This window comes from Amycolatopsis thailandensis (assembly GCF_002234405.1).
GTDB classification, from domain to species: domain Bacteria; phylum Actinomycetota; class Actinomycetes; order Mycobacteriales; family Pseudonocardiaceae; genus Amycolatopsis; species Amycolatopsis thailandensis.
In genome coordinates, this window is record NZ_NMQT01000022.1 from 1 (window position 1) to 24,804 (window position 24,804).

At 68.7% G+C, this 24,804-nt stretch carries 25 protein-coding genes and 2 pseudogenes; 7 read left to right on the forward strand and 20 right to left on the reverse strand.

Annotated features, from left to right (window positions below):
- Positions 1-417, forward strand: a pseudogene (locus CFP71_RS06955) (hypothetical protein); the annotation flags it as partial.
- Between the two features lie 54 nt (positions 418-471).
- Here the strand turns inward: CFP71_RS06955 and CFP71_RS06960 are convergent.
- From CFP71_RS06960 to CFP71_RS06970, 3 genes are all read right to left on the reverse strand, one after another.
- Positions 472-1,224: a GAF and ANTAR domain-containing protein gene (locus CFP71_RS06960; protein WP_093933001.1), complete on the reverse strand. Its 753-nt coding sequence runs from the start codon at positions 1,222-1,224 to the stop codon at positions 472-474.
- Entirely contained in the window at positions 1,203-1,658 is a 456-nt protein-coding gene (locus tag CFP71_RS06965) for a DUF6292 family protein (protein WP_093933002.1), read from the reverse strand. Before CFP71_RS06965 ends, CFP71_RS06960 begins: the two co-directional genes overlap by 22 nt.
- 72 nt (positions 1,659-1,730) lie before the next feature.
- Complete coding sequence (locus CFP71_RS06970; protein WP_093933003.1) at positions 1,731-2,171, reverse strand: Hsp20/alpha crystallin family protein; 441 nt, start codon at positions 2,169-2,171, stop codon at positions 1,731-1,733.
- A gap of 101 nt (positions 2,172-2,272) precedes the next feature.
- Between CFP71_RS06970 and CFP71_RS06975 the strand changes: the two genes are divergently transcribed.
- Positions 2,273-2,884, forward strand: coding sequence for an HSP18 transcriptional regulator (locus CFP71_RS06975; protein WP_093933004.1), 612 nt, complete (start codon positions 2,273-2,275; stop codon positions 2,882-2,884).
- A 291-nt stretch (positions 2,885-3,175) separates the two neighbouring features.
- On the opposite strand, the gene CFP71_RS06980 is transcribed toward CFP71_RS06975, so the two are convergent.
- From CFP71_RS06980 to CFP71_RS44855, 4 genes are all read right to left on the reverse strand, one after another.
- On the reverse strand, positions 3,176-4,108 hold the full coding sequence (locus CFP71_RS06980) for an alpha/beta hydrolase (RefSeq protein ID WP_093933005.1): 933 nt from the start codon (positions 4,106-4,108) through the stop codon (positions 3,176-3,178).
- Positions 4,108-4,884: a transmembrane-type terpene cyclase gene (locus CFP71_RS06985; RefSeq protein ID WP_093933006.1), complete on the reverse strand. Its 777-nt coding sequence runs from the start codon at positions 4,882-4,884 to the stop codon at positions 4,108-4,110. Before CFP71_RS06985 ends, CFP71_RS06980 begins: the two co-directional genes overlap by 1 nt.
- Positions 4,881-5,912 carry a UbiA family prenyltransferase gene (locus CFP71_RS06990; RefSeq protein WP_093933007.1) on the reverse strand — a complete coding sequence of 344 codons (1,032 nt, stop codon included), beginning with the start codon at positions 5,910-5,912 and terminating at the stop codon, positions 4,881-4,883. The genes CFP71_RS06985 and CFP71_RS06990 overlap by 4 nt, the downstream gene beginning before the upstream one ends.
- A gap of 488 nt (positions 5,913-6,400) precedes the next feature.
- Positions 6,401-6,793, reverse strand: coding sequence for an ANTAR domain-containing protein (locus tag CFP71_RS44855; RefSeq protein ID WP_244199582.1), 393 nt, complete (start codon positions 6,791-6,793; stop codon positions 6,401-6,403).
- A gap of 290 nt (positions 6,794-7,083) precedes the next feature.
- Here CFP71_RS44855 and CFP71_RS07000 point away from each other — a divergent pair, with 290 nt between their 5' ends.
- Positions 7,084-7,329 carry an STAS domain-containing protein gene (locus CFP71_RS07000; protein ID WP_093933009.1) on the forward strand — a complete coding sequence of 82 codons (246 nt, stop codon included), beginning with the start codon at positions 7,084-7,086 and terminating at the stop codon, positions 7,327-7,329.
- Between the two features lie 33 nt (positions 7,330-7,362).
- Entirely contained in the window at positions 7,363-8,286 is a 924-nt protein-coding gene (locus CFP71_RS07005) for an ANTAR domain-containing protein (RefSeq protein WP_244199583.1), read from the forward strand.
- Between the two features lie 109 nt (positions 8,287-8,395).
- Here CFP71_RS07005 and CFP71_RS07010 read toward each other — a convergent pair whose 3' ends face one another.
- The 8 genes and pseudogenes from CFP71_RS07010 to CFP71_RS07045 all read right to left on the reverse strand — a co-directional run bounded on the left by CFP71_RS07010 (position 8,396) and on the right by CFP71_RS07045 (position 15,787).
- Positions 8,396-8,635 (reverse strand): Orn/Lys/Arg family decarboxylase, encoded by a 240-nt coding sequence (locus CFP71_RS07010; RefSeq protein ID WP_244199584.1) that lies wholly within the window; start codon positions 8,633-8,635, stop codon positions 8,396-8,398.
- 79 nt (positions 8,636-8,714) lie between these two features.
- Positions 8,715-9,800 (reverse strand): annotated as a pseudogene (locus CFP71_RS07015) (RNA polymerase sigma factor).
- Positions 9,797-10,186 (reverse strand): YciI family protein, encoded by a 390-nt coding sequence (locus CFP71_RS07020; protein ID WP_425266607.1) that lies wholly within the window; start codon positions 10,184-10,186, stop codon positions 9,797-9,799. Before CFP71_RS07020 ends, CFP71_RS07015 begins: the two are co-directional and overlap by 4 nt.
- 45 nt (positions 10,187-10,231) lie before the next feature.
- The gene (locus CFP71_RS07025) at positions 10,232-10,606 is read right to left on the reverse strand and encodes an STAS domain-containing protein (protein ID WP_093933011.1); all 375 of its coding nucleotides are present in this window, start codon (positions 10,604-10,606) and stop codon (positions 10,232-10,234) included.
- A 74-nt stretch (positions 10,607-10,680) separates the two neighbouring features.
- On the reverse strand, positions 10,681-11,451 hold the full coding sequence (locus CFP71_RS07030; protein WP_093933012.1) for a glycosyltransferase family 2 protein: 771 nt from the start codon (positions 11,449-11,451) through the stop codon (positions 10,681-10,683).
- Entirely contained in the window at positions 11,448-12,692 is a 1,245-nt protein-coding gene (locus CFP71_RS07035) for a bifunctional PIG-L family deacetylase/class I SAM-dependent methyltransferase (RefSeq protein ID WP_244199585.1), read from the reverse strand. Before CFP71_RS07035 ends, CFP71_RS07030 begins: the two co-directional genes overlap by 4 nt.
- Positions 12,689-13,684 carry an acyl-CoA dehydrogenase family protein gene (locus CFP71_RS07040; RefSeq protein WP_093933013.1) on the reverse strand — a complete coding sequence of 332 codons (996 nt, stop codon included), beginning with the start codon at positions 13,682-13,684 and terminating at the stop codon, positions 12,689-12,691. The genes CFP71_RS07035 and CFP71_RS07040 overlap by 4 nt, the downstream gene beginning before the upstream one ends.
- A gap of 27 nt (positions 13,685-13,711) precedes the next feature.
- Positions 13,712-15,787: a catalase gene (locus CFP71_RS07045; RefSeq protein ID WP_093933014.1), complete on the reverse strand. Its 2,076-nt coding sequence runs from the start codon at positions 15,785-15,787 to the stop codon at positions 13,712-13,714.
- Positions 15,788-16,152: 365 nt separating this feature from the next.
- Between CFP71_RS07045 and CFP71_RS07050 the strand changes: the two genes are divergently transcribed.
- From CFP71_RS07050 to CFP71_RS07060, 3 genes are read left to right on the forward strand one after another with little or no spacing between them, the layout of a single operon-like run.
- The gene (locus tag CFP71_RS07050) at positions 16,153-16,671 is read left to right on the forward strand and encodes a (2Fe-2S)-binding protein (RefSeq protein WP_093933015.1); all 519 of its coding nucleotides are present in this window, start codon (positions 16,153-16,155) and stop codon (positions 16,669-16,671) included.
- Positions 16,668-17,669 carry an FAD binding domain-containing protein gene (locus CFP71_RS07055; RefSeq protein WP_093933016.1) on the forward strand — a complete coding sequence of 334 codons (1,002 nt, stop codon included), beginning with the start codon at positions 16,668-16,670 and terminating at the stop codon, positions 17,667-17,669. The genes CFP71_RS07050 and CFP71_RS07055 overlap by 4 nt, the downstream gene beginning before the upstream one ends.
- On the forward strand, positions 17,666-19,753 hold the full coding sequence (locus CFP71_RS07060) for a xanthine dehydrogenase family protein molybdopterin-binding subunit (RefSeq protein ID WP_093933017.1): 2,088 nt from the start codon (positions 17,666-17,668) through the stop codon (positions 19,751-19,753). Before CFP71_RS07055 ends, CFP71_RS07060 begins: the two co-directional genes overlap by 4 nt.
- 20 nt (positions 19,754-19,773) lie before the next feature.
- Here CFP71_RS07060 and CFP71_RS07065 read toward each other — a convergent pair whose 3' ends face one another.
- The 5 genes from CFP71_RS07065 to CFP71_RS07085 form a co-directional block, all read right to left on the reverse strand.
- Positions 19,774-20,229, reverse strand: a complete 456-nt coding sequence (locus CFP71_RS07065; RefSeq protein ID WP_093933018.1) for a hypothetical protein — start codon at positions 20,227-20,229, stop codon at positions 19,774-19,776.
- Between the two features lie 221 nt (positions 20,230-20,450).
- Positions 20,451-21,845 (reverse strand): UDP-glucose dehydrogenase family protein, encoded by a 1,395-nt coding sequence (locus CFP71_RS07070; protein ID WP_093933019.1) that lies wholly within the window; start codon positions 21,843-21,845, stop codon positions 20,451-20,453.
- On the reverse strand, positions 21,842-22,714 hold the full coding sequence (locus tag CFP71_RS07075; RefSeq protein ID WP_093933020.1) for a glycosyltransferase family 2 protein: 873 nt from the start codon (positions 22,712-22,714) through the stop codon (positions 21,842-21,844). Before CFP71_RS07075 ends, CFP71_RS07070 begins: the two co-directional genes overlap by 4 nt.
- Positions 22,711-23,724, reverse strand: coding sequence for a glycosyltransferase (locus CFP71_RS07080; protein ID WP_093933021.1), 1,014 nt, complete (start codon positions 23,722-23,724; stop codon positions 22,711-22,713). The genes CFP71_RS07075 and CFP71_RS07080 overlap by 4 nt, the downstream gene beginning before the upstream one ends.
- The gene (locus tag CFP71_RS07085; RefSeq protein WP_244199586.1) at positions 23,721-24,770 is read right to left on the reverse strand and encodes a glycosyltransferase; all 1,050 of its coding nucleotides are present in this window, start codon (positions 24,768-24,770) and stop codon (positions 23,721-23,723) included. The genes CFP71_RS07080 and CFP71_RS07085 overlap by 4 nt, the downstream gene beginning before the upstream one ends.
- Between the last annotated feature and the right edge of the window lie 34 nt (positions 24,771-24,804).

Here is a 24,804-nt window from a genome sequence, read left to right on the forward strand (position 1 = left end):
CGGACGGTGTACAACCACCTCTGGGACCGGCCGTCCGAAGCCGCCGAGCGACGCAAAGCGTTGCTGTACAACGTTTCCACGGTGACCACGCTGGCGATCGGGGTGGCGTGCATGTACGCGATCCTGTTCGTGCTCGCGCTGCTCGCGGCGGCCGTCCTGATCGACAGCGGCTATCTCGCTCAGACGCTCGGGCACCCGGTCGGTGTGGGTTCGTACCTGAACCTGGTGTGGTTGTGCAGTTCGGTCGGCATCGTCGCCGGCGCCTTGGGATCGAGCCTGGAAGACGAAGAGACCGTGCGCAGCGCGACCTACAGCCGCCGCGAGCAGGAACGCCAGGAACGAAACCAGCGCCGGCAAGAACACCGGAGTTCCACGAACAGGGATCCTTCCACGCAAAGCTCGTCCGCGGACAAGTAAGTGAGCGGTCGCCAAGCTCGGCACGGCCAGGATTCGCACGAGCTGGACTGCCGGCTATCCGGTCTCGATGGAGCGATCCGCCGGTATCCCGGCGGTGACGGAACGGACGAAGCGAGAGGCGACCTCGTGGAGTTTGGTGTTGTTGTGCTGGGATTCGGTGACGAGCAGCCTGAACGCCTCGTCGGCCGAGACCTTGTGCACGGCCATGAGGATGCCTTTGGCCTGCTCGATCACGCCCCGGGTGCGCATCGCGTCTTCGAGTTGGAGGGCGAGCCTGCGGGTGTCGCGATAACGGCGGGCGGTGCGGAGGCCGGAGGAGACGACTGTGGTGTACAGCTTCAGCAGTTCCGAATCACTGTCGCGGAAGCCGTGGTCGCCGAAGCCGAAGAGGTTCAGTGCGCCGGAGAGCGTCTCGTCGATGTGCAGTGGCGCGGCGAGGTAGCTGCCGACTCCCAGTTTTCGCGCCGTGGTGGCGAAATCGGGCCAGGCTCGGTCCGCGGTCGACACCGAGAGCCGGACGATCTCGCCGCTACGGGCCGCTTCCAGGCAGGGGCCGTCTCCGAGGGCGTACTGGACGCGATCGATCTCGACGGCGCGGTCGTCGGTGCTGGCGGCGGTCCGCGGGCTGCCGGTGTGGATCGCGGTCACGCTGGCCAGGTCCGCGCCGGGGATCGCCCGCACCGCCTGGGCGCAGACGGCGTCGAGCAGTTCTTCGTCGCCCGCTTCCGTTTCCAGCGCCTCGGTCAGCGCGGCCAAGGCCGCGTTCACCTCGTCCAGGTGGCCGTTCACCGAGGATTCGTTCCGCATGGTCTTCCTTTTGGTTCCGTCCCGCCGAGCGCCAGTTCGAGGTCGGCGTGGCCGGTGGCGTCGCGGAGCGACGGCGGCGTGAGCTGTCCGACGTAGCGGTCGCCCGCGCGAAGGGCGCGGACGAAGCGCGCGACCCTTGCCGCCGTCGGGGCGATGGTCTTCCCGCCGAGGTAGCAGACGACGATGAGATCCTCGCCGGAATGCGTTTCGATCGCGATCGCCCAGCCGTGGACCTCGTCCCAGAGCAGGGCGACGTCCCGGTCGGGGTGGCCGGGGAGCCTGCCGTCGAGGGCGACGTAGGCCGAGACGGGGCTGTCGTGGTCGACGACGCAGGATTCGGGGCCGATCCCGAGGGCGTCGGTGACTTCGGCGAGGTAGCCCCAGAGAGCGGCGAGAGCGGGGTGCCGGGCCGGCGCGAGGAGCGACGCGGTCAACGGGGTGTCCTTTCTTCCACGGCGGCCCGTGGTGGGACCGGCGATCGGCCGGTCCCACCACGGACGCGGCGCTCAGGCCCGGATTTCCTTGCGATTGGTCTCGGAACCGCTGATCTCGATGCGCCGCGGCTTGGCCTTCTCGGCGATCGGGATGCGCAGGGTCAGTACACCTGCTTCGTACCCGGCCGCGATGCGGTCGGTGTCGAGGGTGTCGCCGAGGAACAGTTGCCGGGAGAAGACCCCCAGCGGACGTTCGGAAACCTGCATCTGGACGTCTTTTCCGGGGGAGGGCCGTCGTTCGGCCTTGACCGTGAGGACGTTGCGCTCGACGTCCAGTTCGATCGCGTCGGCGGCGACGCCGGGAAGGTCGAAGCAGACGACGAATTCGTCGCCGTCGCGGTAGGCGTCCATCGGCATCATGGCCGGTTTGGACCAGGTTCCCTGGTTCGCGGCGCCGAACACCTGCTGGGTGAGACGGTCCAACTCGCGGAACGGGTCGGTGCGCATCAACATCGGGTTCCACCTCCTGGGTTCGTTGTCTGGTGTCAACACGCCCCTCTGTTCTAACATGTCATCGAAGCGATGACAACATCAGAGTCGTCGAAAGGATGACAATGGTCGAGGCTGACTTCACGCGCCGGTCGCGTGACCTGTACGAGGTGGTGACGGCTGCCCGTTCCAGCGCTGTCGAGCCGGTGACGCTCTTGGCCGCACTGGAGTCCTTACGGGTCCTACGAGAGGAGTTCGCCTCCTGGGAACCGGAACTGATCGAGGCGGCCCGCGCGGAAGGGGTCAGCTGGGCCCTGCTCGCCCCCGCGCTGGGAGTCGCCAGCCGTCAGGCGGCGGAACGCCGGTTCCTGCGGCTGAGGCCGTCCGACGGGGGCGAGCGGACGGGAGAGGCGAGGGTGGACGCCGAACGTGACCGTCGCGCGGGCGATCGAGCTGTCGCGGAATGGGCTCGGCGCAATTCGGCGATGTTGCGGCAGGTGGCCGGACAAGCCGGCGCGGTGGAAGGACTGAGCGCGGAAGGCAGGAAGAGCGCCGACAAGCTCAACATGGCACTCGGCGAAAACGACGTGGCCGATCTCCTGACTCCACTGGCGGACATGCGAGACCACCTGACGGCCGATCATCTCCACCTCGCCGATCGCCTCGGCGCGATCAGTGAACACACCGGGCAAGTACGGCAAGACGCCCTGGACAGTCGTCGGCGATCCGCGACCTGACACTCGTCATCGCGGCGAGACCACAGGCCGGTGCGTGGGGTTCCCCTGGAGAGCGGGCGGGTGCGTGGCGGGCCGCCGATGTGGCGCACCAACGACCACGGGACACGCCAGCTGCTCGACGCGGTGGCGGCGGCCGGGGTGTCACGGGGCGTGACTCTTTCCTCCGTCGCCGCCCATACACGAGAAGGTCTCCGAAGACCCTGATGTGGTGGGCGGACGTATTCAGGCCGGTACAGAACGGCCCGCGTGTTTCGCGGGCCACTGTCTCTCCGGACGACATGCCGATCCGAGTCAACCGAGCCAGTCCGAGATCCGTTGACCGCGTTCGCCCGGTTCGCCCGCGAGATGTTTGGTGAGGAATTCGATGCTCTGCGCGCAGATCGCCGGCAGGTGGGTGGTGAGCGCGTCATGATGAGTCCCGGGATACTCGTGTTTCTCCTTGACTCCGGGCAAGTTGTCGAACATCGCTCGTGCGTCGTGGAGTCCGGACAGCTCGTCGGACTCGGTCAGTGCCAGCATGGTGGGCGCGGTGATCCGCGGCGCATGGGCCGCGACCTCCGCGGCGATCACGTTGTCCAATGAGGACAGTGTGATTTCGTTGCGATAACCGGGCACGTTCTCCGCGAGCCCGGTCACGGTGGCGAGCACCCGGTCATCCCGGAACCCCGCGATCTCCGTCGAATCGCCCCGAGCGGCCAGCGGGATCCGGGCCGGGGGTTCACCGGCCGCCCGTGCCAGCCTGTCGTCGTGCAGCCGGCGAAGCAGTTCGATGCGCGCTTCCCCGGTGTAGAGCGACGAACGCAGCGCCAGGCCGCTGACCGGTGGCGCGATGGCGGCCACCGCCGCGACACGCCAGTCGAAGGCCGCGGTGTACAGGCAGTTGACCGCTCCCATGCTCATCCCCCAGAGACCGAGGCGGTCGCCGTCGATGTCGTCCCGGCGTTCCAGCGCGGTGAGCGCGTGCCGGAGGTCGAGGCTCTGCCGCCAGGGGTCGACCTCGCGGCGCGGTTCGCCTTCGCTATGCCCGAAGTTCCGGTGGTCGTATCCCAGAACGCCCAGGCCGGCCGCGGTGAACCAGGGAGCCAGCGGCCAGAACATGCGGGCGAGGTCACCCATCCCCGGCTGCAGCACCACGACCGGAGCGGGGGCGGGGGAGTCGGGGAGGAACAGCCGCCCGCGCAGCCGGGCGCCTCCTTCACCGATGAATTCGACATTCTCCGGCATCAGGATCCTTTCGCGGGTGGGCCGGCCGGCTGGGGGCTCGGCGCGGGCGGCGCCGTGAGCGGTTCCGCGCGTTTCTCCGCGCGCTTCTTGCGGTTGAAGAGGACCAGGTAGCCGACGTCCAGTGCGGCGGACAGCAGCGCCATGCTGAGCAGGAAGTAGCTTTCGGGGTAGTGCAACAGCATGAAGACGGTCATCACAGCGCTGCCCGCCGTGCGCAGGTAGCCGAAGGCCGTGGAGAACAACGCGGTCGGCATGTCGGGACGGAGCGCCAGCGTGTAATAGAGGACAGAGATGAACAGCTGCGCGATGTAGGCCGAAACAGCCCCCATCCCGTTGTCGAGACCTTGGTTGATGAGCGTCGTGTATAGCACCGCGAAGACGACCGCGGTGACCAGCAGCTGCACGGCGACGGATCCACGGCCGCGAGGGTCACGTAGTTGCTTGCGGCCATGGCGGAGAACCAGGACGAAGATGACCAGGTCGAGGAGGAACCAGCCGCGGATCGCCCAGGTGAACGCCATGCCGAGATCGACTTCGAAGAGCCACGCCCAAGCGAACTCCCAGGCGAGGTTGCTGCACGCGGCGACGATGGGCATTTCGACGAAGCGATTTCGCAGACTGTTGCGCAGCAGGAGCAGATAGGCCATTCCCCAGAGCACGCAGCCGAGACTGAACAGGCCGATCTGCAGCGTCGAGTACGGAACACACGCGATGTCCACGACATTGACGAAGTTCGCCGGATCGTTGCCGCACGGGTCGGTAAGTCGAGTGTTCACGGCAACCCCTTTGCGCAGTGGTGGGCGGGAATTTCATGGTGTTGTCGCAGTACGCGCTGGGTCACGACGGTGACGACGCTCAGGACGACGGCGACCGCGACCACCAGTGGCGTCGGAAAGCCGAGTGTGCAGGGCGAGGCCGCGAGAGCCAACCTGGCCACGACCAAGACGGAGTGCGAGCGCAAGGCGGTCTCGGGTGAGAACTGGTCCGCGATCCGGTGAAGTCCGCTCAAGACCACGATTCCGAGCGAGAGTGCGATGCCGCCGAGGACCCAGAAGCCCGGTCCGCCCCGGGTGTGCCAGCCGACGGCCACGACGAGGACGGCGCTTGCCCCGTAGAGCGCGATCGCCGCGCGCGCGGCGATTTTGAGTCCGTGCCGGACGGGAACGGTTCCGTAGCCGCCGGAGCGATCGCCGACCACGTCACGCATCGCGCCGATCAGGTTCGTGGAGGTGTCATGCAGGAGGAACGCGGCCGCGAGTGCCAGAACCGTGCCAGGGAGGGCGAGTTCGCCGGTGACCGTCGTGGCACCGAGTCCGCAGGCGAAAGCCGACAGGAGACCGCGTACGAGGTTCCCGAGGATGCCCCGGCTCTTGAAGAGCGCGCTGTAGGACCAGATACCCGCGCAGATCGCCACCGCGATCACCGCCGCGGCGGGAGTCGCGAGCCAGGCGAACGTCACACTGACGACCAGCAGCACGATACCGGCCGAAAGCGCTTCCTTGGGGGACAGTCGACCGGAGGGAATGGGCCGCTGCGGCTTGGCGATCGCGTCGAGTTCCCGGTCCAGGAAATCGCCGAGGTAGTGAGCCGCCAGCCAGCCCGCGGTGACACTGGCCCAGGCGAAAGCGACGAGCCCGACCGGGACGGTCGCATGCCCGGCCGCGGCGGTTCCGGCACCGGCGACGGCGATCGACCCGGGATACCAGAGCGTATAGACACGCCACGTCTGAACGTGGGCGAACAGCCGGGAGCGCGCTGTCCAGAACGACCGGTGAAAGGACGGAGCGATCGGGAAGAGGGACATGACAGGCACCACCGAGTCGGTGTGGAGAACCGGTTCGTGAGGAACTTCGTGGTCTTCGGGGCCGGTCGGATCGACCGGGGGACTCGGACGTTAGCCGACTGGGAGGTGCCGCGACCCGAAGTGTTTCATCGTGTGGAACGCGTCGCCGGGCGGACCAGGATCAGCCCCGTTCAAGGTGATGTGCGGAGTAGCGGTCGTCGCACGGGTGAGGAATCGAGACCGGGACGCGACGCTCCTGCGGGATCGGTGTCGGCGCGGGAGACGATGCTGGGAACGGAGCGTTCCCAGCACGCGCGGGAACGTGAAAGGGCCGCATTCGTCAACCGCATGCCCGCCGCCCTGCTGTACCCGCACCCACGACGCACCGGAGTATCGGCTCTTCGCTGACCCGGGCCGGGCCTGCCCCTGACACCGTGATCTCGGAGGAAGATGGTTCATCACCTCACCTCGTATCGGGTCAGCACCACGCCGCCGATGTCCATACGCGGCTACTTTTCGAAGGCGCCGAAGATGCGTAGCCGGACTTCGCGCCGAATTCGTCGCGCGGTGTCCTCATCGACAGTCGTGAGGACAGTGCGGGTTCCGGAAGCGACGATGACGTCGGCGACGTCATGGAGCGTGACCTGGGTGTGTCGAGAAACCTCGCGAAGCGCAGCAAAAGCCTGTTCGGCATCGCAAGTGCACATCAGCATGATCATGCCCTTGGCCTGCTCGATCAGTCCGGACGGGTCGGGTCTGTGCATTGCGGGATTCTTGCGTCTCAGCCATCGCGACCACCGCCGTCGCCGGAAATCATGCCCTTTCTTCCAGCGATCCGGCGAAGAAAGGGCTGCCTGCCGGCCGCCGGGATGGGCCGACCTCGTCCGGGCGGTCTTCTTCACCGAGCGCAAGAAACTCCTCGACGAATCAGGCCGAATCCTCCTGCGGGTGCCCCCGGCGCGGTTCAAACAAGTAGCGAGGGGCGGCTTCGAGCCTCGTGGCGATCTTGTCGCCGTTCGAAGGGCCACCACGATGCCAACCTCAGCTTGTAGCCCACTGACCGCGCTCCAGCGCCAGTTTTCGCTCCGGACGTCACTCGCTCGTTTCGACGCCGCGCTCGGCGCCCGGCGTCGCGACGCATGAACAGCTCAGCGAGACCCTCGGCAGTCGTGACTACACGCGCCACGACGAGGTGCTCGCTCTCGGCCCGCCGGCCCTCATCGTCGATGCCGCCGACGTCACCTTCTGCTCTGCCCGCGCGCTAACTGTGCTGCTCACCGTCGGAAGCGACGCGCACGCGGCCGGGGTTCCGTTCGCGCTCGTCGCCCGTCGGCGAGCGCTGCTTCGGCCACTCGCCAGGCTCGATCTGCACCGGGTCCTGCGGGTCCACCCCACCCTCGAAGACGCCCTGCGCGGACTGGACACCAGCAGGCCCTGACCACCCGGAGAAGAAGCGGCATCACGTCCTCTAGTGCGCTGCTGCGGGCTCGAATGGAGGACGACGTCTCCGCCGCGGCGAAAGATCACCGCCACCTGGGGCGAGCACCCGCTGTTTTTGGCAAGATCAAGAAGGCAGACTGAGTTCGGTCGGGAGGTGATGGGGGTGGCCGTGTCCATGCCGCGCTCGGCGGCTGATGACATACCCGTCGCCGTCCTGTTGCGTACCCTGCTCGATCGCGTCAGTGGCGATATCCCCGGCACGCTCGGTGCCGCGATCAGCGTCGCCCGTCACGGGGAACCGCTCACCGTTCTGGTCGCCACCGGGATCGGCGATCGTCTCGCTCCGGCCCAGACCCAGCTGTTCGGCGGCCCGGTCCCCGAGGCCGCGGCCACCGGCGATCCCACGCTCACCGACGACGTGTTCACCGACTCCCGCTGGCCGAAACTGACTCTTGACTCGATCACCGGGCAGTTTCCGCAACTGACCTCGACCTGGCGCCACGTTCGCGGTGTCGCCGCTCTGCCGAGCTATTACGACGAAGACAGTGCCCTGGTCCTGTCTGTCACGTTGGATCATTCCGGCACCAGCGAGGCTTTGCGGGTGCTGACCCGTTACGAGGCCATCATGGTCGCGACGCTCGTCGTCACCGAAGCACACGGCGCCGCCGGTTCCGAGCAGATGATGGCGGTGCTGCGTTCCCGCGCCGCGATCGAACAGGCCAAAGGCGTGATCGTCAGTATCCGGCGGTGCGGCCCTGAGGAGGCCTGGGCCACGCTGCGCCGGGCCAGCCAGGAATTCAACGTCAAGATCCGGGACCTCGCCGTGGCTCTCGTCGAGCACCTCAGTCACACACCCCAGTCCACGCCCGAGGGAATCCCGGTCATCGTCCCGACACCGGAAGCCCGCCACGCCGCCGAACGCCTCTGGACCGCCTTCACCACACCCGGCGGCTAGGGCTGGGCCTAGTCCGTCAGCGCCGGTCCTGGAAGGACGATCCTTTGCGGGACATTGCAACTGGTCACGGATCGGCGGCCGACGTGCTCGCGGAACCCGACTCCTGACGTCAGGCGACGACGCGGACGGTATCGAGGTCCGGGTCGGCGGCGTCGTAGATGAACATGCCGGTGCGGACGCCGCTGCCGAGGTAGTCCACGACCGCGTCGGTGAAGACTTCGCCTGGTGCGATGGCGGGGACACCGGGTGGGTAGGGGCTGATCATTTCCGCGCTGACCCGGCCGGTGGCTTTGGCCAGGGGAACGTGTTCGGTGTCGGCGAAGAAGGCGTCGCGGGGCAGCATTCGCATGTCGAGTGCCAGATCGTTCGCTGACGGCCGAGGAAGAGCTTCGCGCGGCGGCGGTGGCCGTGGTCGAGGATGGACAGTCTCATCGAGACTTCGCGGTGTCGAATGCGGCCAGCCGCTTCGTGAGGTAGCGCCGGTCGGCGGGTTTGACGGCGAGTGCGTGTACGCGCCGGTACGCGGCCGCGGCGTCGGCGTTCCTGCCGAGGCTGCGAAGAAGGTCGGCGCGGGCGGCGTGCAGAAGGTGGTAGCGCTCAAGGCCTTCGATGTCGTCGATGAGCGCGAGGCCGTCCGCCGGGGTGGTGGCCATGGCGACCGCGACCGCGCGGTTCAAGGCGACGACGGGAGAGGGGCTCATTTCCAGCAGTCGTTCGTAGAGAACGGCTATCCCCGCCCAGTCCGTCTCGTCGGCGGTCGGCGCTTGGGCGTGCAGCACGGCGATGGCGGCCTGCACCTGATACGGGCCGGGGTTTCCGTGGCGCAGCGCCCGGTCGAGCAACCCGACGGCCTCGGCGATCTCGGCCCGGTCCCATCTCGACCGGTCCTGGTCCGCGAGCAGGACGACGTCCCCGTCCGGCCCGTAGCGTGCCGCGGCGCGCGAATCCTGCAGCAAGAGCAACGCGGCCAGGCCGAACGCCTCCGGCTCGTCGGGCATGAGCGCGGCGACGAGCTTGGCGAGCCGGATCGCCTCCCGTTGAAGGTCCCGGAACTCCGGCTGGTCGCCGTCGGCGGTGTAGCCCTGGGTGAAGATCACGTAGACCACCGCGAGGACTCCGGAGAGCCGCTCCGGCAGGAGATGGTCGGCGGGAACGTCGAGGCTGATCCCGGCGTCGCGGATCTTCCGTTTCGCCCGCACGAGTCGCTGCGCCAACGTCGCTTCCCCGACCAGGACGTGCGCGCGATCTGCCCCGCGGTCATCCCGGCCACGGCCTGCAAGGTCAACGCGACCCGCGCTTCCTCGGCCAGCGCGGGATGGCAGCAGGTGAAAAATGAGACTGAGCCGCTCGTCCCCGACACCGAGCAGGCTTTCCTCTCCGACGGCCATCTGCGTCACCTCCGGCGGAAGCTTCAGCTCGGCGAGTTCGAAGTCGCCGAGCGCCCGGACCAGCGCGGCAAGCATCCGGGACCGATGCTCGCGATACGTCTCCGACAAGACCGGCGTCGACGTCATACGCCGGTCGCCGCCCGGTGGTCGAGATCCGGCGCCCCGGTGATCGGACGCACCTCGATCGTGCCGTCTTCGGCCATCGGGCACAGCGCCGCCAGCTCCAGTGCCTCATCGAGGCTGGGACAGTCGAGGACGTAGGCGCCGCCGAGGTGTTCGTGGGTTTCGGGGAACGGGCCGTCGGTGACGAGCGTCTTGCCCTCGCGGACGCTGACCGTGGTCGCGGTGTGCTCGCCTTGCAGCGGATGCCCGGACACGAAGGCGCCGCGGCGGCGGCATTCGTCGGCGAACGCGTTGACCCTGGCCAGCGCCTCGGGGAAACGCGGATCCTCCGGATCGGGGCGATCGCAGTTGTAGACCAGCAGCATGTACAGCACGTGTCCTCTACTCATCGGGTGTTGATCCGTCGAAGAGGATGACGAGGCTCGGGCGGCCCGCTACGTGGGTTCGGTGATCCGGCTCAGCGCGGCGGTGAGTGTCGAGGTGATCGGGAGGATCGGCGCGAGCCCGGTGAGTTCGACCGGGCGGAGCACCACCGGCTTGTCCGCGACGATCACGAAACCCGCTCCGAACAGCCGCGCCGTGGTGCGGGCCGCCACCAGCAGCGACAGGCCCGCTGATCCGAGGAATCGCACGGCGGTCAGGTCCAGCACGGTGCTCACGCCTTGCTCGAGCGAAGCGCTCACCCGTGCGCTGATCGGTTCACACGAGACTTGATCGACGTCACCGGCCACGTGGATCACGGCGACGTCGCCGAGCACCTCGTCGGTGAGAGTCAGGTCTTGCGGCATCGAGGCGGGTATCAGTGACATGACGGCACCACTTGCCCTTCTCCGCGGAGCGAACCAGAACCAGGGCCTGAAAATATCCGCCGCTGGTGAAGGTTTCACCTCCCGTCACCGGGTCGGGGGGTTCGAGCGGCGCGATATCGACGCGCGATGGTGCCGTTCGGGTTACCGGTGTGGCCCCGACCGCCGAGAGTCCGCAGCCGTGCGGAAAGCCCCTCCGGGGCTCGTCCGTCGAGCCGGGCGCTCGTCGTCACTTTCGCTTCGTCGGCGTAGGCGACGCGAAAGCCCGCGCGGAAGAGGCGATGCCACAGATCGTGATCCTCGGCGGTCCTGATCGGCAGGAACCCGCCCACGGTGCGGTAGGCGCTCGCCCTGACCGAAAGGTTCGCCCCGTACACGTTTCCGTGGCCCGCGGGGTTTCGTGCCTGAGCTAGGAGAGCTTCGTAGTGGGGTTGGGCGGCTGCCACAAGTCTGGAGTCCAACTGTGCCGTTCCGGCCACCGCGTCCCAGCCGGCTTCCGCCCGGCGTACGTGCCGTACCGCCCAATCGCGTTCCACCACGGTGTCCGCGTCCGTACTCAGCAAGAGCGTCCGGGTCGCGGCGTGGTGGTTCAGCCCGGACAGCAGATGCCGTGCGCCCAGGGCACGGACGGCCCCGATCGTCAGGTCGTGAGTGTTCACGCAGACCTGCGCGCCGGCTTTCGCGGCCAGTTCGGCGGTGTCGTCACGGCATCGATCTGCCACCACGCAGACCCGTCGTTCGATGCCGGGCGGTAGCTCGCGTAAGGCCTCGCGAAGGGCGGACAGGCAGTTCGGGAGATGGGTTGCTTCGTCGCGCGCGGGAATCAACACTCCGACGGAGGTGATCACCGCCGCGTCAGGACGTCGACAAGGAAGTCGTCTTCGCGGTGTTCCACGAGGGCCCGCAGACCGGGCTGTGTCCGCAGCCGTTCGTGGACCTCATGCCCGTGGTGAGGTGCGTCCGGTGCCTGGGGGCGCCAATGCACGGCGAGCACCTGACCGCCCGGCCGCAGCGCTTCCACGGCGCGGTCGAGGGTCGCCGTGAGCTCCGGTTCCCCCAGGTAGTAGAGGATCTCGCTCAGTACGACCAGATCCGCCGGGCCCCGCAGGTCGCCCGGCAGCGCTCCCGCCGTGAAGTCCACTGTGGACAAGTGTGCCGCCCGGTCCCTGGCGGCCGCCAACGCGGCGGGCACCGGGTCGGACGCGTGGACCCGGTCGCAGCGTGCCGCCAATTCCACCGTCAGCGCGCCGGTGCCACAAGCCGGTTCCACGGCGACGCCGTACCGCTCCGAGGGCAGGGCGGCCAAGGCGATCGCCCTCTTCCGGCGCTCGTACCAGCTGTCCATCGCCCAGGGATCCGGTGCGTGATACAGCGTTTCGAATCTGCTGACCGGTGTCGAGGCGGACCGGGGTTCGTGGAACAGGATCTCTCTCCCGAGCGTGAAACGTCCCAGGATCTCGGGCGTCAGGATCGGCTCTTCCCCTCGGGGGCCCGGCTCCAGCTGAGAGGGGAAGGCCTGGATCGCCTTCGCCTTGACGGCCGCGCTCCCGTCGTCGAGCCGGAACCGGGTGGCCCGTGCCCACGGCGTACCCGGGTCGTCCGGCGTGCCGAGGTGCCACAACCAGATCGGGTAGGACCAGCGGTGCGCGCCCAGCGGCGCGGCCCGGAACGCGGCCCGGCCCGCCACCCGGTGGTCCGGATGAGGATCGTCCGGCCACGGCGCCAGGCAGAGTTCGCTGTCCGCGGCGAGGTCCCGGACGAGGCCGGTCAGTTCGGTCTCGTGGTCGGCCAGCGCGGAGTCCGGGAGCCCCGCCCACACCGGTTCCACGTCGCCCAGTCCCTGACACCGCAACGCTTCCAGGAGCTCCACGCGGCGACGTGCACCGAGAGCCCGTCGTTCCCCGGCCGAGGAACCGGGAAACGCGCCCTCCCCGTCCGTGGCGACGATCAGCCGGATCTCCGCCCCTCGTGCGTGCAGCCGCTGAAGGAGCCCGGACACGCCGAGGGTTTCGTCGTCCGGATGCGCGGCCACGACGCAGACGCGGCGGACGTCGTCGTGGGGAAAGGGCGGCAGAGACTCCTCGATCACCGCTGTGCGCCCTTCAGCAGTTCGGCGCCCAGGGCCGCGAGATCGCGGGCGCCGTGATGCTGCCGGACGTAGACCAGGAGATCCGCCAGTTGCCGCGGCAGACGCCGGTCGCGGCACAGCGCCGTCGGCCCGGTGATCTCCGGGGCCAGGTCGAGGACCTGCCTGGCGGTGCGCTCGACGGCGGCCCGGCAGAGCGTGCTCAGCAGAGCCGGATCGCCTTCCGAACCGCCGTCGACGACGTCGGCCGTCCGCGCGAGCAGCGCGTCGGCCTCGTGGATCGCGGTGTGGAGCGCGCCGAAGTGGGCGTGCTGGTGTTCGTCCGCCGAGCCGCGATTCAGCAGGAACGCCATTACCGAGTCCAGGACGGCCGCGCAACCGCCCAGCCAGACCGCGGCGACCCCCGCTCCGCCGACGGCGAACCCCGGTCGTGCCACGTACCAGCCGGGTTCGCCGACGACCTGCGCGGCGGTCACCGACACTCGGTCGAACCGCACGTCACCGCTGTCGGAGGCGTCCATGCCGAGGGCCTGCCACGTTTCCGGCAACGGCTGGACACCGGGCTCGCGCAGGTCGACATCCAGCAGGATCGGGGGTCCTTGCTCGAAGTCCGCCACCACGAGGGCCCTGTCGAGGACTTGGGCGCCGGAGCAGAACCGGACCGTCCCGGTGAGGGCGCCGCCTTCGACGACGGCCCCGGTACCGCCGGAGCGGGCGGCCCAGACGCCGTACAGCGCTTCCGGCACGGGGTCGCGGCCGCCTTCGGCCAGGATCGCGAGGGCGTCGGTGTGGCCTTCGGCGAGCCGTCCGAGCACCAGGTCACGGCGGCCGAGCCCGGCGAGCGTCGTCCAGCGGCCCCACGTGTCGCCCGCACCGGGGCGGGGCAGGTCGAGGACGCCGTTCGCCATCAGCAACCGCACCATGGCGGTGATGGTCTCGACGGTCCTCGGCTCCGTTAGCGGTTCGGGCGCGGTCGGTTCGAGCAGGGTCTTCATCGGTGTGGCGTCCCCCGGATCGGTCGGTCAGCTGTTCATTACCCGCTCGGCCCGTTCCCACACGCGGTGCATGCCCACGGCGTCCACGAGTTCGGTGGAGAACGGTTTGGCGACCTCGTCGGCGAGCACCACGCCCGGCGCGCCGGTGTCGATCCCCGCGTCGGTGAGGACCTGGGCGCCGTCACCCCAGGCGCCGATGACCTTGCAGTGGCGGAACGCCTCCTGCAGCAGCACGGTCAGCTTGATGTCGTGCAGCCCGGCCGTGCCGCCGGCGATCACCACCGCGTCGAACTCGATGGAACGGGCGGTGAGGAACGTCCTCGACACCGGCTGCTGCCCGCGTCCCCGCTTCAGCGTGCCGCCCACCGGGGCCAGCACGCGCAGGATCGCGCCTTTGGCTTCCACGGTGCGGCGGAGTTTGCCGATCCCGGCGAGGTCGGCACCGGAGGCCGCCACCACCCCGATGATCCGGCCCGCGATCGGGCCCGGCCCCGGGGGGATCTGTGACAGCGCCGCCGATGGTGTGACGTCTTCAGCGGGGGTGCCGTCCGGGGCGGGCAGGCCGAGCCCGTCGGCGACCGCCGCGCACAGTTCGGCGTCGACCTGGGCCAGGGATCCCAGCATGCGCTCCTGGATCGTCTGCGAGAAACACTTCCCCAGCTCGAAGGTGAACGCTTCGATGACGTGGACCTTCTCGATCCCCGACAGGCTCTTCCAGAAGAGCGTGGCCTGGGAGAAGTGGTCGTCGAACGACGCCGGGTTCGCCCTGACCTTGGGGCCCGCGACTTCGACGGGCCGGTGGACGTAGGCGCCCTCGGCTTCCGTGGCCGTCGTCGGCAGGGCGTCGTCGACGCTGTTGGGCAGATAGGGCGCCTTGCCGTGGTGGACGAGGGTCTGGTGCATCCCGTCGCGGAGATTGTCGTTGACGGCCGCGTGCGGGCAGTTGATCGGGAGTTGCGTGAAGTTCGGGCCTCCGAGCCTGGTGAGCTGAGTGTCGAGGTAGGAGAACAGTCGCGCCTGCATCAGCGGGTCGTCGGTCACCTCGATACCCGGAACGAGGTTCCCGGTGTGGAAAGCGACCTGTTCGGTCTCGGCGAAGTAGTTGGTCGGATTCCGGTCCAGGGTGAGCTTGCCGACCAGCTGGACCTCGGCGAGTTCCTCCGGGATGATCTTGGTCGGGTCGAGCAGGTCGATCCCTTCGAACATCTCGTCGTCGGAGTCCGGCAGCACCTGCAGGCCGAGCTCGTATTCCAGGGGCGCCCCGGCCTCGATGCCGTCGGCCATGTCCCGGCGGTGGAAGTCGGGATCGGCGCCCGCGGCGATCTGGGCTTCCTCCCAGACCAGGGAATGCACACCCGCCACCGGCTTCCAGTGGAACTTCACCAGGCTGGTGCCGCCCTCGGCGTCGACGAGCCGGAAAGTGTGGACGCCGAAGCCCTCCATGGTGCGGTAGGAGCGCGGGATCCCCCGGTCGGACATCGCCCACATGACGTGATGCGTCGCTTCGGTGTGGAGGGAGACGAAGTCCCAGAAAGTGTCGTGCGCGGTCTGCGCCTGCGGGATCTCGACGTCCGGATGAGGCTTGCCCGCGTGGATGACGTCGGGGAACTTGATGCCGTCCTGGATGAAGAACACCGGCATGTTGTTGCCGACCAGATCGAAGTTTCCCTCGTCCGTGTAGAACTTCACCGCGAATCCGCGGACGTCGCGGACGGTGTCCGCCGAGCCCCGAGAACCCAGCACCGTCGAGAATCGCACGAAGACCTGAGTCTCGCGCCCCTTCTGGAGGAAGCCGGCCTTGGTCACCGAGGACGCGTTCCCGTAAGCACGGAAAGTGCCGTGCGCGGCGGCGCCCCGCGCGTGGACTACCCGCTCCGGGATCCGCTCGTGGTCGAAATGCGTGATCTTCTCGCGAAGATGGAAATCCTCCATCAAGGACGGGCCCCGCGGGCCGGCCTTGAGGGAATGATCGGTGTCCGGCAGGCGAACCCCCTGGGCTGTCGTCAGGAACTTTCCGCGTTGGCCACTGTTCTCCCGGACCGCCGCTGGACGCGGTTCGGTCGCGGTCGGCTCTGCCTGCTGGCCTCGACGTTTCGGGGGCATCGATTCTCCTTGCCGGAAGTGGTGGTGCGCCGCGAATACCCCGCCTCCGTGACAGCTAAGCGTGGGCTTTCCTCGCGTTCGACCGAAGATCGATCCGATGTGTACGGGCGTCCGGAACGGGGTATCCGGCCCATCTGTATCCCGAATGTGTGAAACCGGAGAACCACCATGACGCCGAGAACCACCGTCCCATCGTCTTCCGAAGTCGTGGAAGTTGGTGGAGGCACGTTGCTCGCGGTCGGACCTGTCGTCGCGTTCTTCACCTGGTGGTCCTGGTGGTCGATGACGGGCATCGTCCTCACGCTGGCGGGAGTGCTCTGGCTCGTTGCCACGAGGCCTGTCCGCGACCGGAACGGAGTTCCCGGATGACGACGGAAGGCCGGAGGATCGCGCTGCGCGTGGACGGGACCGAGCACGGGCTCGCCGTCGATCCACGTCGCACGCTGCTGGACCTCCTGCGTGAGCAACTCGGGGTGTTCAGCGCGAAAAAGGGCTGTGACCACGGTCAGTGCGGATCTTGCACCGTGCTGGTGGACGGTCGCCGCGTGCTGGCGTGCCTGACCCTCGCCGTGACGTGTGACGGTGGCGAGGTGACCACGGCCGCGGGTCTCGCCGCGGAGGGTGAGCTGCACCCGATTCAGCGGGCGTTCCTGGAGCACGACGCGTTCCAATGCGGATACTGCACGCCTGGCCAGATCTGTTCCGCGGTCGGGCTGTCGGCCGAGTTCGCCGACGGGCGGCCCAGCCACGTCACCGCACCGGTGACCGCCACACCGGATTGGACCGATGCGGAGATCGCGGAACGGATGAGCGGCAACCTGTGCCGCTGCGGCGCGTACCCCGGCATCGTCGCCGCGATTCGCGCGGCTGGAGGAACGCCGTGAAGCCGTTCGCGTTCGCGAGTCCGGACACCGTCGAAGACGCGGTCCGCGCCGTGGCATCGGAGCCGTCCGCGGTGTTCTTGGGAGGCGGCACCAACCTGGTGGACCACCTGAAACTGGGCGTCGCTCGGCCGGATCGCGTCGTCCGCCTGAGCGGGCTGGTCTCGACGGAGATCCGCGATGCCGGCGACGGCGGGCTGGTGATCGGAGCCGGCGTCCGGAACAGCGATCTGGCGTCCGACCCCCGGGTCCGGGAACGGTATCCGGTGCTGGCGGAGGCCTTGTTGTCCGGGGCTTCGCCGCAGTTGCGGAACATGGCCACGGTCGGCGGCAATCCGCTGCAGCGCACCCGGTGCGTGTACTTCCAGGACGTCACGACGCCCTGCAACAAGAGGTCACCGGGCACGGGATGCTCGGCCATGGGCGGTCACACGCGTCAGCACGCGATACTCGGAGCCTCCGAACACTGTGTCGCTACCCATCCTTCGGACATGGCTGTCGCGCTGGCGGTCCTTGACGCGTCGGTACGAGTGACCGGACCTTCGGGCTCACGCGAATTCCCGTTCGCCGAGCTGCACCGTCTTCCCGGCGACCACCCGGAGCGCGACACCGGCCTCGCCCACGGCGAATTGATCACCGCGATCACTTTGCCGCCCACGACGCGCAGGTCGGCTTACCGCAAGGTCCGGGACAGGGCATCCTACGGTTTCGCGCTCGTCTCCGTGGCTGTCGCTCTGTCGCTCGCGGACGGGGTCATCGACGACATCCGGATGGCGTTCGGCGGAGTGGCCCACAAACCGTGGCGCGCGTACCGCGCCGAGGAAGCGCTGCGAGGAGAACGGCCCGCGGTGCGCGTGTTCAGGGCGGCGGCCGAAGCGGAACTCGAACAGGCTCGGCCGCTGGAAGGGTTGGACGGCGGAAACGGCTTCAAGGTCCCGCTCACCGTGCGCACGCTGACGGCGGTGCTGCGCGACCTGACCACCGAGGAGACCGGTCGATGACGGGATCGCTGAAACCACGGGCCATCGGGCGCGGCCACTCCCGGCGGGACGGCGCGGCGAAGGTCACCGGTACCGCCCCGTACGCCTACGAGACGGCGCCGGAATCGCCGCTGTATTGCCATCTGGTGCAAGCCACCATCGCCCGAGGCCGCTGCGCCGAGATCGGCACCACCGCGGCCGAAGCCTTGGAGGGAGTGCGATGCGTGATCACCCCCTCCACCGCGGAACGGCTCGCTGTCACCGACGACCGGGAACTCGCCGTCCTGCAGGACCTCGAAGTCCCCTTCCGCGGCCGGGTGATCGCCGTGGTGCTCGCGAACTCCCCCGAAACCGCGCGTCACGCGGCTGAGCTCGTCACCGTGCGGTACGAGAGTGAACCGCACGACTGCCTCCTCACCGCCGACCATCCCGAGCTGTACGAACCCGACGAGGTCAACGCGGGCTTCCCGACGGACACCGCCGACGGTGACCTCGACGCCGCCCTCTCCGGTGCCGACGTGGTGATCGATCAGACCTACACGACGGCGCCGTACTTCAACAATCCGCTCGAACCCCATACGACGACGGCGCTGTGGGACGGCGACACTCTCACCCTGCGGGAGTCCACCCAGGGAGTGCACCCCCTGCGCGCCACGGTCGCCGATCTGTTCGGCCTGCCCACCGAGAAAGTCCGCGTGACCTGCCCCTATATCGGCGGCGGTTTCGGCTCGAAGGGCACGCCGCACGTCAACGTCGTCCTCGCCACCATGGCCGCCAGGGCGGTACCGGGTACGCCGGTGAAACTGGAACTGACCCGGCAACAGATGTTCACCCTCGCCGGCTATCGCACACCGACGATCCAGCGCGCCCGCCTGGGCGCGGAACGGGACGGGACGCTGCGGGCCGTCGGTATGGACGTCGTCGAGCAAACTTCACGGATCAAGGAATACGCGGAGCAGAGCGCGGCGCCGGCCCGCATGATGTACGCCGCGCCGAACCGTGCCACCAGCCATCGGCTGGCCGCCCTCGACCTGCCCGTCCCCTCGTGGATGCGCGCGCCGGGGGAGTGCCCGGGTATGTTCGGGCCGGAAGTGGCGATGGACGAACTCGCCGCCGTTCTCGACGTCGACCCGGTGGAACTGCGCATCCGCAACGAGCCGCTGCGTGACCCGGAGACGGGTAATCCTTTCTCCAGCCGGAATCTCGTCGCCTGCCTGCGGCAGGGCGCCGAAAACTTCGGGTGGGACGGCCGCTCGGGCGCCCGGCGGGACGGCCGATGGCTGGTGGGCGCCGGAGTGGCATCCTCGGTTTATCCCGCGAAACGGATGCCGGGGTCACGTGCGGTGATCCGCTTCGAGAACGGCCGGTACGTGGTCGAGATAGGCGCGGCGGATCTGGGGACAGGCACGTGGACGGTCCTGCCGCAGATCGCCGCCGACGCGCTGGACGTGCCCGTCGCATCGGTCGACGCCCGGATCGGCGACACCCTCTATCCGTTCGCCACGGTGGCCGGCGGCTCGACCGGTACGGCGTCCTGGGGATCGGCGGTGTTCGCGGCCGCCGACGTCTTCCGCGACAAGTACGGCACCGATCCGGGTGAAGGCGACGAAGCCGACGCCGAAACCCCTGCCAATCCCGACGAAGACAAGTACGCCATGTACGGCTTCGGCGCACAGTTCGCCGAAGCGCGAGTCGACGCCGATACGGGTGAGGTCCGGGTTTCGCGACTGCACGGCACCTTCGCCGTCGGGCGGATCATCAATCCCGTGACCGCCCGTTCGCAGCTGCTGGGCGGCATGATCATGGGGCTTTCGATGGCGTTGCACGAGAACGGGGTCCTCGATCCCCGCGTGGGCCTGACGGTCAACCACGATCTCGCCGAATACCACATCGCGACCAATGCCGACATCGAGGATGTGCGCGCGGACTGGATCGACGAGCACGATCCGCACCTCAACCCCATGGAGAGCAAGGGAATCGGCGAAATCGGCATAGTCGGCACGGCGGCGGCGATAACCAACGCCGTCCACGCCGCCACCGGCGTGCGAGTGCGCGATCTGCCGATCACCCTCGACAAACTACTGCCCGGCCTGCCGATCGAGTGACTCTCCGGCACCCAACCCCGTCAAAAACAATTCAGCCGGACTGCCGGTGTTCGAGTATCCCGGAGTTCCAGTGTCCACAAAAGACACTGGACCAGCACCGTCACCACTTCGTCCGGTGTTCCCCGGGTGGCGAGAACGGCATGGATGTCGCGATCCACGGCGTCCCTGTTGAGGCTGGCGGCCAGGGCCCGCAAGGCGGCACGCGGGGCAGGCGGCACGATGTCGACATGGACCGGTTCGTCGTGCTCGGTCGTCACGTCGAAGGTGTACAGAGCGTCGTTGTCCTCCCGGGTTCGGGCACGGATCATCCCGGCGCCGGTGTCGACCAAGTCTCGCAGGAGGGCGCTCGCGCGGGTTCGCGGATCGTCCGCCGCCAGTTTGGCCAGGACGTCGGCCACGTAGTCGTGGTCGCCGGTCCGGGTGGCCGTGACGAGCCGCTCGGCCAAGTCGCCGATGCCCGTGTCGAAGTCGGTCATCCCTGGGGTTACCCGCTGTGGTCTTCGGTAACCACCCGGCGAGCGGTCAGTCGGGCCAGGCTTCGGCTTCCGCGGTGAGAGCGGTGGCTATGTCGACAAGCCCCGTGTGGACCTGCCACGCCAAAGAGTTCGGCTGTGGCTCCACGAGTAGCCATCCTGTGACGGAATCGTCGGTGTAGCAAGGGACATCGGCGTCACCACCTCGATCGTCATCCGGCAAGTCAAGCAGGTGTTGTGACGGGTGTGGGCACGGCCTCCACCGCGCGGCGACTCGGCGGAACGGTGGCCATCGCGGAGCGAGGAGGCTTTCCCAGCCCTGTCCAGCCGAAGCCCGCTCGGGAAAGGGAAGAAGCGTCGAGAAGGTTGCGGGTGTCGACGACGACGGGAGTGCGGACCACGGTGGCGAGCCGGTGCCAGTCCAGCTCCCGGAACTCCGGCCATTCGGTCAGGACGACGATGGCGTCCGCTCCGCGTGCCGCGTGGTGAGGGTCGTCGGTCACGGGGAACGGGAGGTCGGCGATTCGGGAGTCGGCGGAATCCACAGCGGGATCGTAGGCGACGAGTTCGGCACCGGCCTCGCGCAGCAATGCCGCCACAGCCAGCGCGGGGGAGTCGCGCAGGTCGTTGGTTCCGGCTTTGAACGTCAATCCCAGCAGAGCCAGCCGGACACCGCTCATCGACCCGAGCCGGGTTCCCGTGACGACCTCACGGATCTTGTCCACCACCCGTTTGTGCTGCCGGATGTTGGTGTCGATGGCCGCGCGCACCAGACGGAACTCGAAATCCATGGAGTCCGCCAGCTGCAGCAGGGCGGAGGTGTCCTTCGGCAGACAGGATCCTCCCCAGCCCGGGCCCGGCGCCAGGAACTCCTTACCGATCCGGCGATCGAAACCCATGCCGGCCGCGACGTCCGCGACGTCGGCTCCGGCCCGGTCGCACAGTTCGGCGATGGCGTTGGCGTAGGACAGTTTCACCGCGAGGAAACAGTTCGCGGCGTACTTGATCAGCTCGGCGGACGCCGCGTCGGTCAGCACGATCGGGGCGTTCAAGGAGGCGTAGAGGGACGCGACCTGTTCGGCCGCCTCCCGGTCCGCCGAACCGACCACGACGCGATCCGGGTGCAGGAAGTCCCGGACCGCGTTGCCTTCACGGAGGAACTCGGGATTGGAAACCATCGATACGTCGTCACGGCGCAGGAGTTGCGTCAGTCTCGTTGCGGTACCGACCGGAACGGTGGACTTGGTCACCACCGTGCAGCCGGGAGGAAGCAGCTCGCTGATCTGCCGCACGACGGTTTCGAGGATGCCGAGATCGGCCAGGCCGCCCGCGCCCATGGGGGTCGGCACGCAGAGGAACACGATCTCCGCGTTCCGCAGAAAACGCCCGAACGCCTTCTCGGAGGTACCTACACAGGTCAGCCTGCCTGCTGCGGTCCCTGAGGTGACCAGTTCGGCGAGCCCGGGTTCGAGGATGTCGATCCGCCCGCGGGCCAGCCGGTCGACCTTGTCCTGATCGGCGTCGGCGCACACCACGGCGTGTCCCAGGGAGGCTAGGCAGGCGCCGGTGGTGAGCCCGACGTATCCGGTTCCGATGACGACGACGCGTGGTGAAGTCATGTGATCCCTTGCTTCGAGGTGGAGTGGCCGGATCCGGAGAGCAGGTGGAGGGTGTCGGTCGTGGGGTCGAAGCGGACGGCGCCCGCCTCGTCCAGCTCGGTCAGCCAATCGGACATCGGCCAGAAACCGTGATGGCGATGGAACAACCTGGCGTTCGCCACCAGCTCACGGATGTGCCGTGACTCGTGCCTGCTCGGCGGGTGGTACTGGTGGTAGGCGATCGCCCCGCCGATCCAGGCGAGGCGGGCGCCCCGAGCGGCCGCGCGCAGGGCGAAATCGGTGTCTTCGGCGCCGTATCCGGCGAACTCTTCGCAAAAGCCGCCGAAGCGGTGCCAATCGTCCCGTGTGGTCGCGAAGGACAACGACCAGAAGAGCTCGAACCGGTTGTCCTCCAAGGTGATCTCGCCAGGCGGAGGTGCAGGCCTGCCCGGATGTGGCTCGGCCAGCCGGGCGAGTTCACTCGCCGCGGGATACCCGCCCGGCGGAGGTGGCGGCAGGTAGGCGACCGGGCCACAGAGCAGCGTGGCGGGAGGTACCCGGCGAGCCGCGGCCCGGTAGCGGGCCAGGGAGCCAGGGCCTGGAACGCAGTCGACGTCCAGGAACACCAGCAGCTCGACGCCGTGTTCGAGGGCCACCCGCGCCCCGGCGTTGCGGGCGGCGGCCAACGGGAGACCTCGATCGTCGGCGGTCACGAGGACCGGCGTGACCGGTGGCGACTTCGGGATGTCCCGCAGCGCAGGAGCCCCCGTCATACCGACCACGACGTGCAGATCGACTTCTTCCGCCGACAGGGCTTGCCGCTGCCGAAGCAGGTGGCCGTCGCGGCCGGCGGTGATGGTGACGACGGCGGTACTCGGGCGGGCGCTCATCGCTCGCCCGCCGCTTCCCGCAGCACGGCCGCGGCCTGGGCCGCACCATCGCCGCTCGACCAGCTCTTCCATTCCCCGCCCCGGATACGCGCGCGAGCGAGGAGCGAGGGCCATCGCCGGGGTTCGGGCCACGACGGGACGACCACGCCCAAGCGGGCGCGGATGAGCGCCGCGGCGGTGGCGTGCTGTTCGCGGAACGGACGAGGTTGCGGTATCACCACGGCGGCGCGTCCGGCCGCCGCCACCTCCGCCAGCGCGTTCTGCCCGGCGTGGGTGATGACGACGCCGGCCTCGCCGAGCAACGGCCACGGATCGGGCACCCAGCCGTGGTGCCGCAGGTTCGGCGCCCGCAATTCCGTCGTTTCCCCCGGCCCGGCGACGTTCCACCGCCAGTCCGGGGTGGCCGCCGCGGCTGCCCGCAGCTGAGCCGGCGACACCGCGAGCCCACCCGAGCCCCACAGCACCAGGACGGCCCGCCCACCTGCGGGTGTCTTCGGGCGCCGATCAAACCGAGAGAGCGCGCCGACGTGGACGGTCTTGGCGAGCCAGGCGTCCGGCCAGTCCGGTGCGGGCCGCCGCGGCCACGGAGCGATGATCACCTCGGCGAGGTCGTAGGCGGTGCGATGGGCCCGGTCCGTGCGGTCGCCAGGCTGGGCCACGACGGCCACCGGGACCCCGTGAAGACGGGCCAGCAGCGACACTTCCACCGAGACGTCGCTGACCAGAAGGCGGATCCCGCCCTCGCGCAGTTCCGAGCTGATCCGTGCCATCCGCTCCCGCAGACCGTCGTGGTGCCGAGGCGCCCAGTGCAAAGTGGACCCGGCGGTGACGTCGTCGCGGTCTTGATCGACATCACCGGCGTCGTCCGGCAACACCAGCCAGCGGCCGGGCCAGCCGGGCGGAGCGGCCAGGGTGGACATTCCGACGCTCGGCTCACCGAGCGCCTCGGCGATGGTGAGCGCTCGATGGAGATGCCCGGAACCGTGGTGATGGACGTAGAAGGCGATCATGGGCGCAGCTCCCGATACAGCTTCACGTACTCGTCCACCATCCTGTCCACCGAACACGCGGTCTCCGCGCGGAGTCGCGCGGCCGATCTGTCCAAAGTGGACGCCAACGCGATAGCGTCGGCCAGGCCGTGCACGTCGTCGGGGGCGGCCAGTGCCCCGCTGAAGCCGTCCAGGATCTCCGGAAGAGCTCCGCGCGCGAAGCCCGCGACCGGGGTGCCGCAGGCCAGCGCCTCGGCCACAACCAGTCCATAAGGCTCTTCCCATCGCGGCGACACCACCGCGACACTGGCCGAGCCGACGAGATGGACGAGGTCGTGGTGGGCCAGATGTCCCAGGTACTCGATCCCGCCGCCCAGCAGCGGTTCGACCCGTTCACGAAAGTAGGCGGTGTCCGGCCGTGGACCGGCGAGCCGGAGCCCGGTACCGGCCTCGCACGCGGCCTTGATGGCCAGTTCCGGTCCCTTCTCCGGTACCAGCCTGCCGAACCACACCGGTGTGCCGCCGCCGGTGCCCGGTGTCCAGCGGCCCAGGTCCACTCCGTTGCGCACCACGGTGACCGCGGGAACGAGCGGTGACCACTGGCCGGCGGTGTGCGCACTGACGGCGGCGAACCTGGTGTGCCGAGGGGAACGCAGCCGGACCGCGGATTCCAGCCACGGCGTGGGCGGGGTGTGCAGCGTGGTGAGCATGGGCGCCCGCAACGTCGAAGCCATCGCGATCGGCAGGTAGTGCAGCGAGTTGTTGTGCACCACGTCGCAGCGTTCCAGAGGACCGCGATCGAGCATCAACCCGAGATAGGCGTGATGTTCGGCGATGAAGTAGTCGGCGGGCATGCTGACGTCCAGCCGGGACTGCGCGGACAATGCCGGAAGCACGGGCATCTCCCGGACTCGCAGATCCGGGTCGGAGCCCGTTCCGCCGAAGACGGTCACTTCGTGCCCTCGCTGACGCAGACCGGTCGCCAACTGCCAGGTGTGCGCCTCCAGGCCACCGGCGAAGGGTTCACGGATGGGATACCGGGCCGAAGCGACCAAGCCGATGGACAATGTCTCATCATCGCGCCCGGGCACCGGTGGCCGT

Excerpts from the sequence above, each read along its gene's own strand:
- CFP71_RS06960 (WP_093933001.1), bottom strand. The coding sequence starts at position 1,224 with ATGCGGAACGAATCCTCGGTGAACGGCCACCTGGACGAGGTGAACGCG.
- CFP71_RS07025 (WP_093933011.1), bottom strand. The coding sequence starts at position 10,606 with ATGTCACTGATACCCGCCTCGATGCCGCAAGACCTGACTCTCACCGAC.
- CFP71_RS07040 (WP_093933013.1), bottom strand. The coding sequence starts at position 13,684 with ATGAAGACCCTGCTCGAACCGACCGCGCCCGAACCGCTAACGGAGCCG.
- CFP71_RS07080 (WP_093933021.1), bottom strand. The coding sequence starts at position 23,724 with ATGATCGCCTTCTACGTCCATCACCACGGTTCCGGGCATCTCCATCGA.
- CFP71_RS06990 (WP_093933007.1), bottom strand. The coding sequence starts at position 5,912 with ATGTCCCTCTTCCCGATCGCTCCGTCCTTTCACCGGTCGTTCTGGACA.
- CFP71_RS07045 (WP_093933014.1), bottom strand. The coding sequence starts at position 15,787 with ATGCCCCCGAAACGTCGAGGCCAGCAGGCAGAGCCGACCGCGACCGAA.
- CFP71_RS07060 (WP_093933017.1), top strand. The coding sequence starts at position 17,666 with ATGACGGGATCGCTGAAACCACGGGCCATCGGGCGCGGCCACTCCCGG.
- CFP71_RS06975 (WP_093933004.1), top strand. The coding sequence starts at position 2,273 with ATGGTCGAGGCTGACTTCACGCGCCGGTCGCGTGACCTGTACGAGGTG.
- CFP71_RS07010 (WP_244199584.1), bottom strand. The coding sequence starts at position 8,635 with ATGCGAATGCTGCCCCGCGACGCCTTCTTCGCCGACACCGAACACGTT.
- CFP71_RS07050 (WP_093933015.1), top strand. The coding sequence starts at position 16,153 with ATGACGACGGAAGGCCGGAGGATCGCGCTGCGCGTGGACGGGACCGAG.
- CFP71_RS07065 (WP_093933018.1), bottom strand. The coding sequence starts at position 20,229 with ATGACCGACTTCGACACGGGCATCGGCGACTTGGCCGAGCGGCTCGTC.
- CFP71_RS07070 (WP_093933019.1), bottom strand. The coding sequence starts at position 21,845 with ATGACTTCACCACGCGTCGTCGTCATCGGAACCGGATACGTCGGGCTC.
- CFP71_RS07020 (WP_425266607.1), bottom strand. The coding sequence starts at position 10,186 with ATGAGTAGAGGACACGTGCTGTACATGCTGCTGGTCTACAACTGCGAT.
- CFP71_RS06980 (WP_093933005.1), bottom strand. The coding sequence starts at position 4,108 with ATGCCGGAGAATGTCGAATTCATCGGTGAAGGAGGCGCCCGGCTGCGC.
- CFP71_RS07075 (WP_093933020.1), bottom strand. The coding sequence starts at position 22,714 with ATGAGCGCCCGCCCGAGTACCGCCGTCGTCACCATCACCGCCGGCCGC.
- CFP71_RS06970 (WP_093933003.1), bottom strand. The coding sequence starts at position 2,171 with ATGTTGATGCGCACCGACCCGTTCCGCGAGTTGGACCGTCTCACCCAG.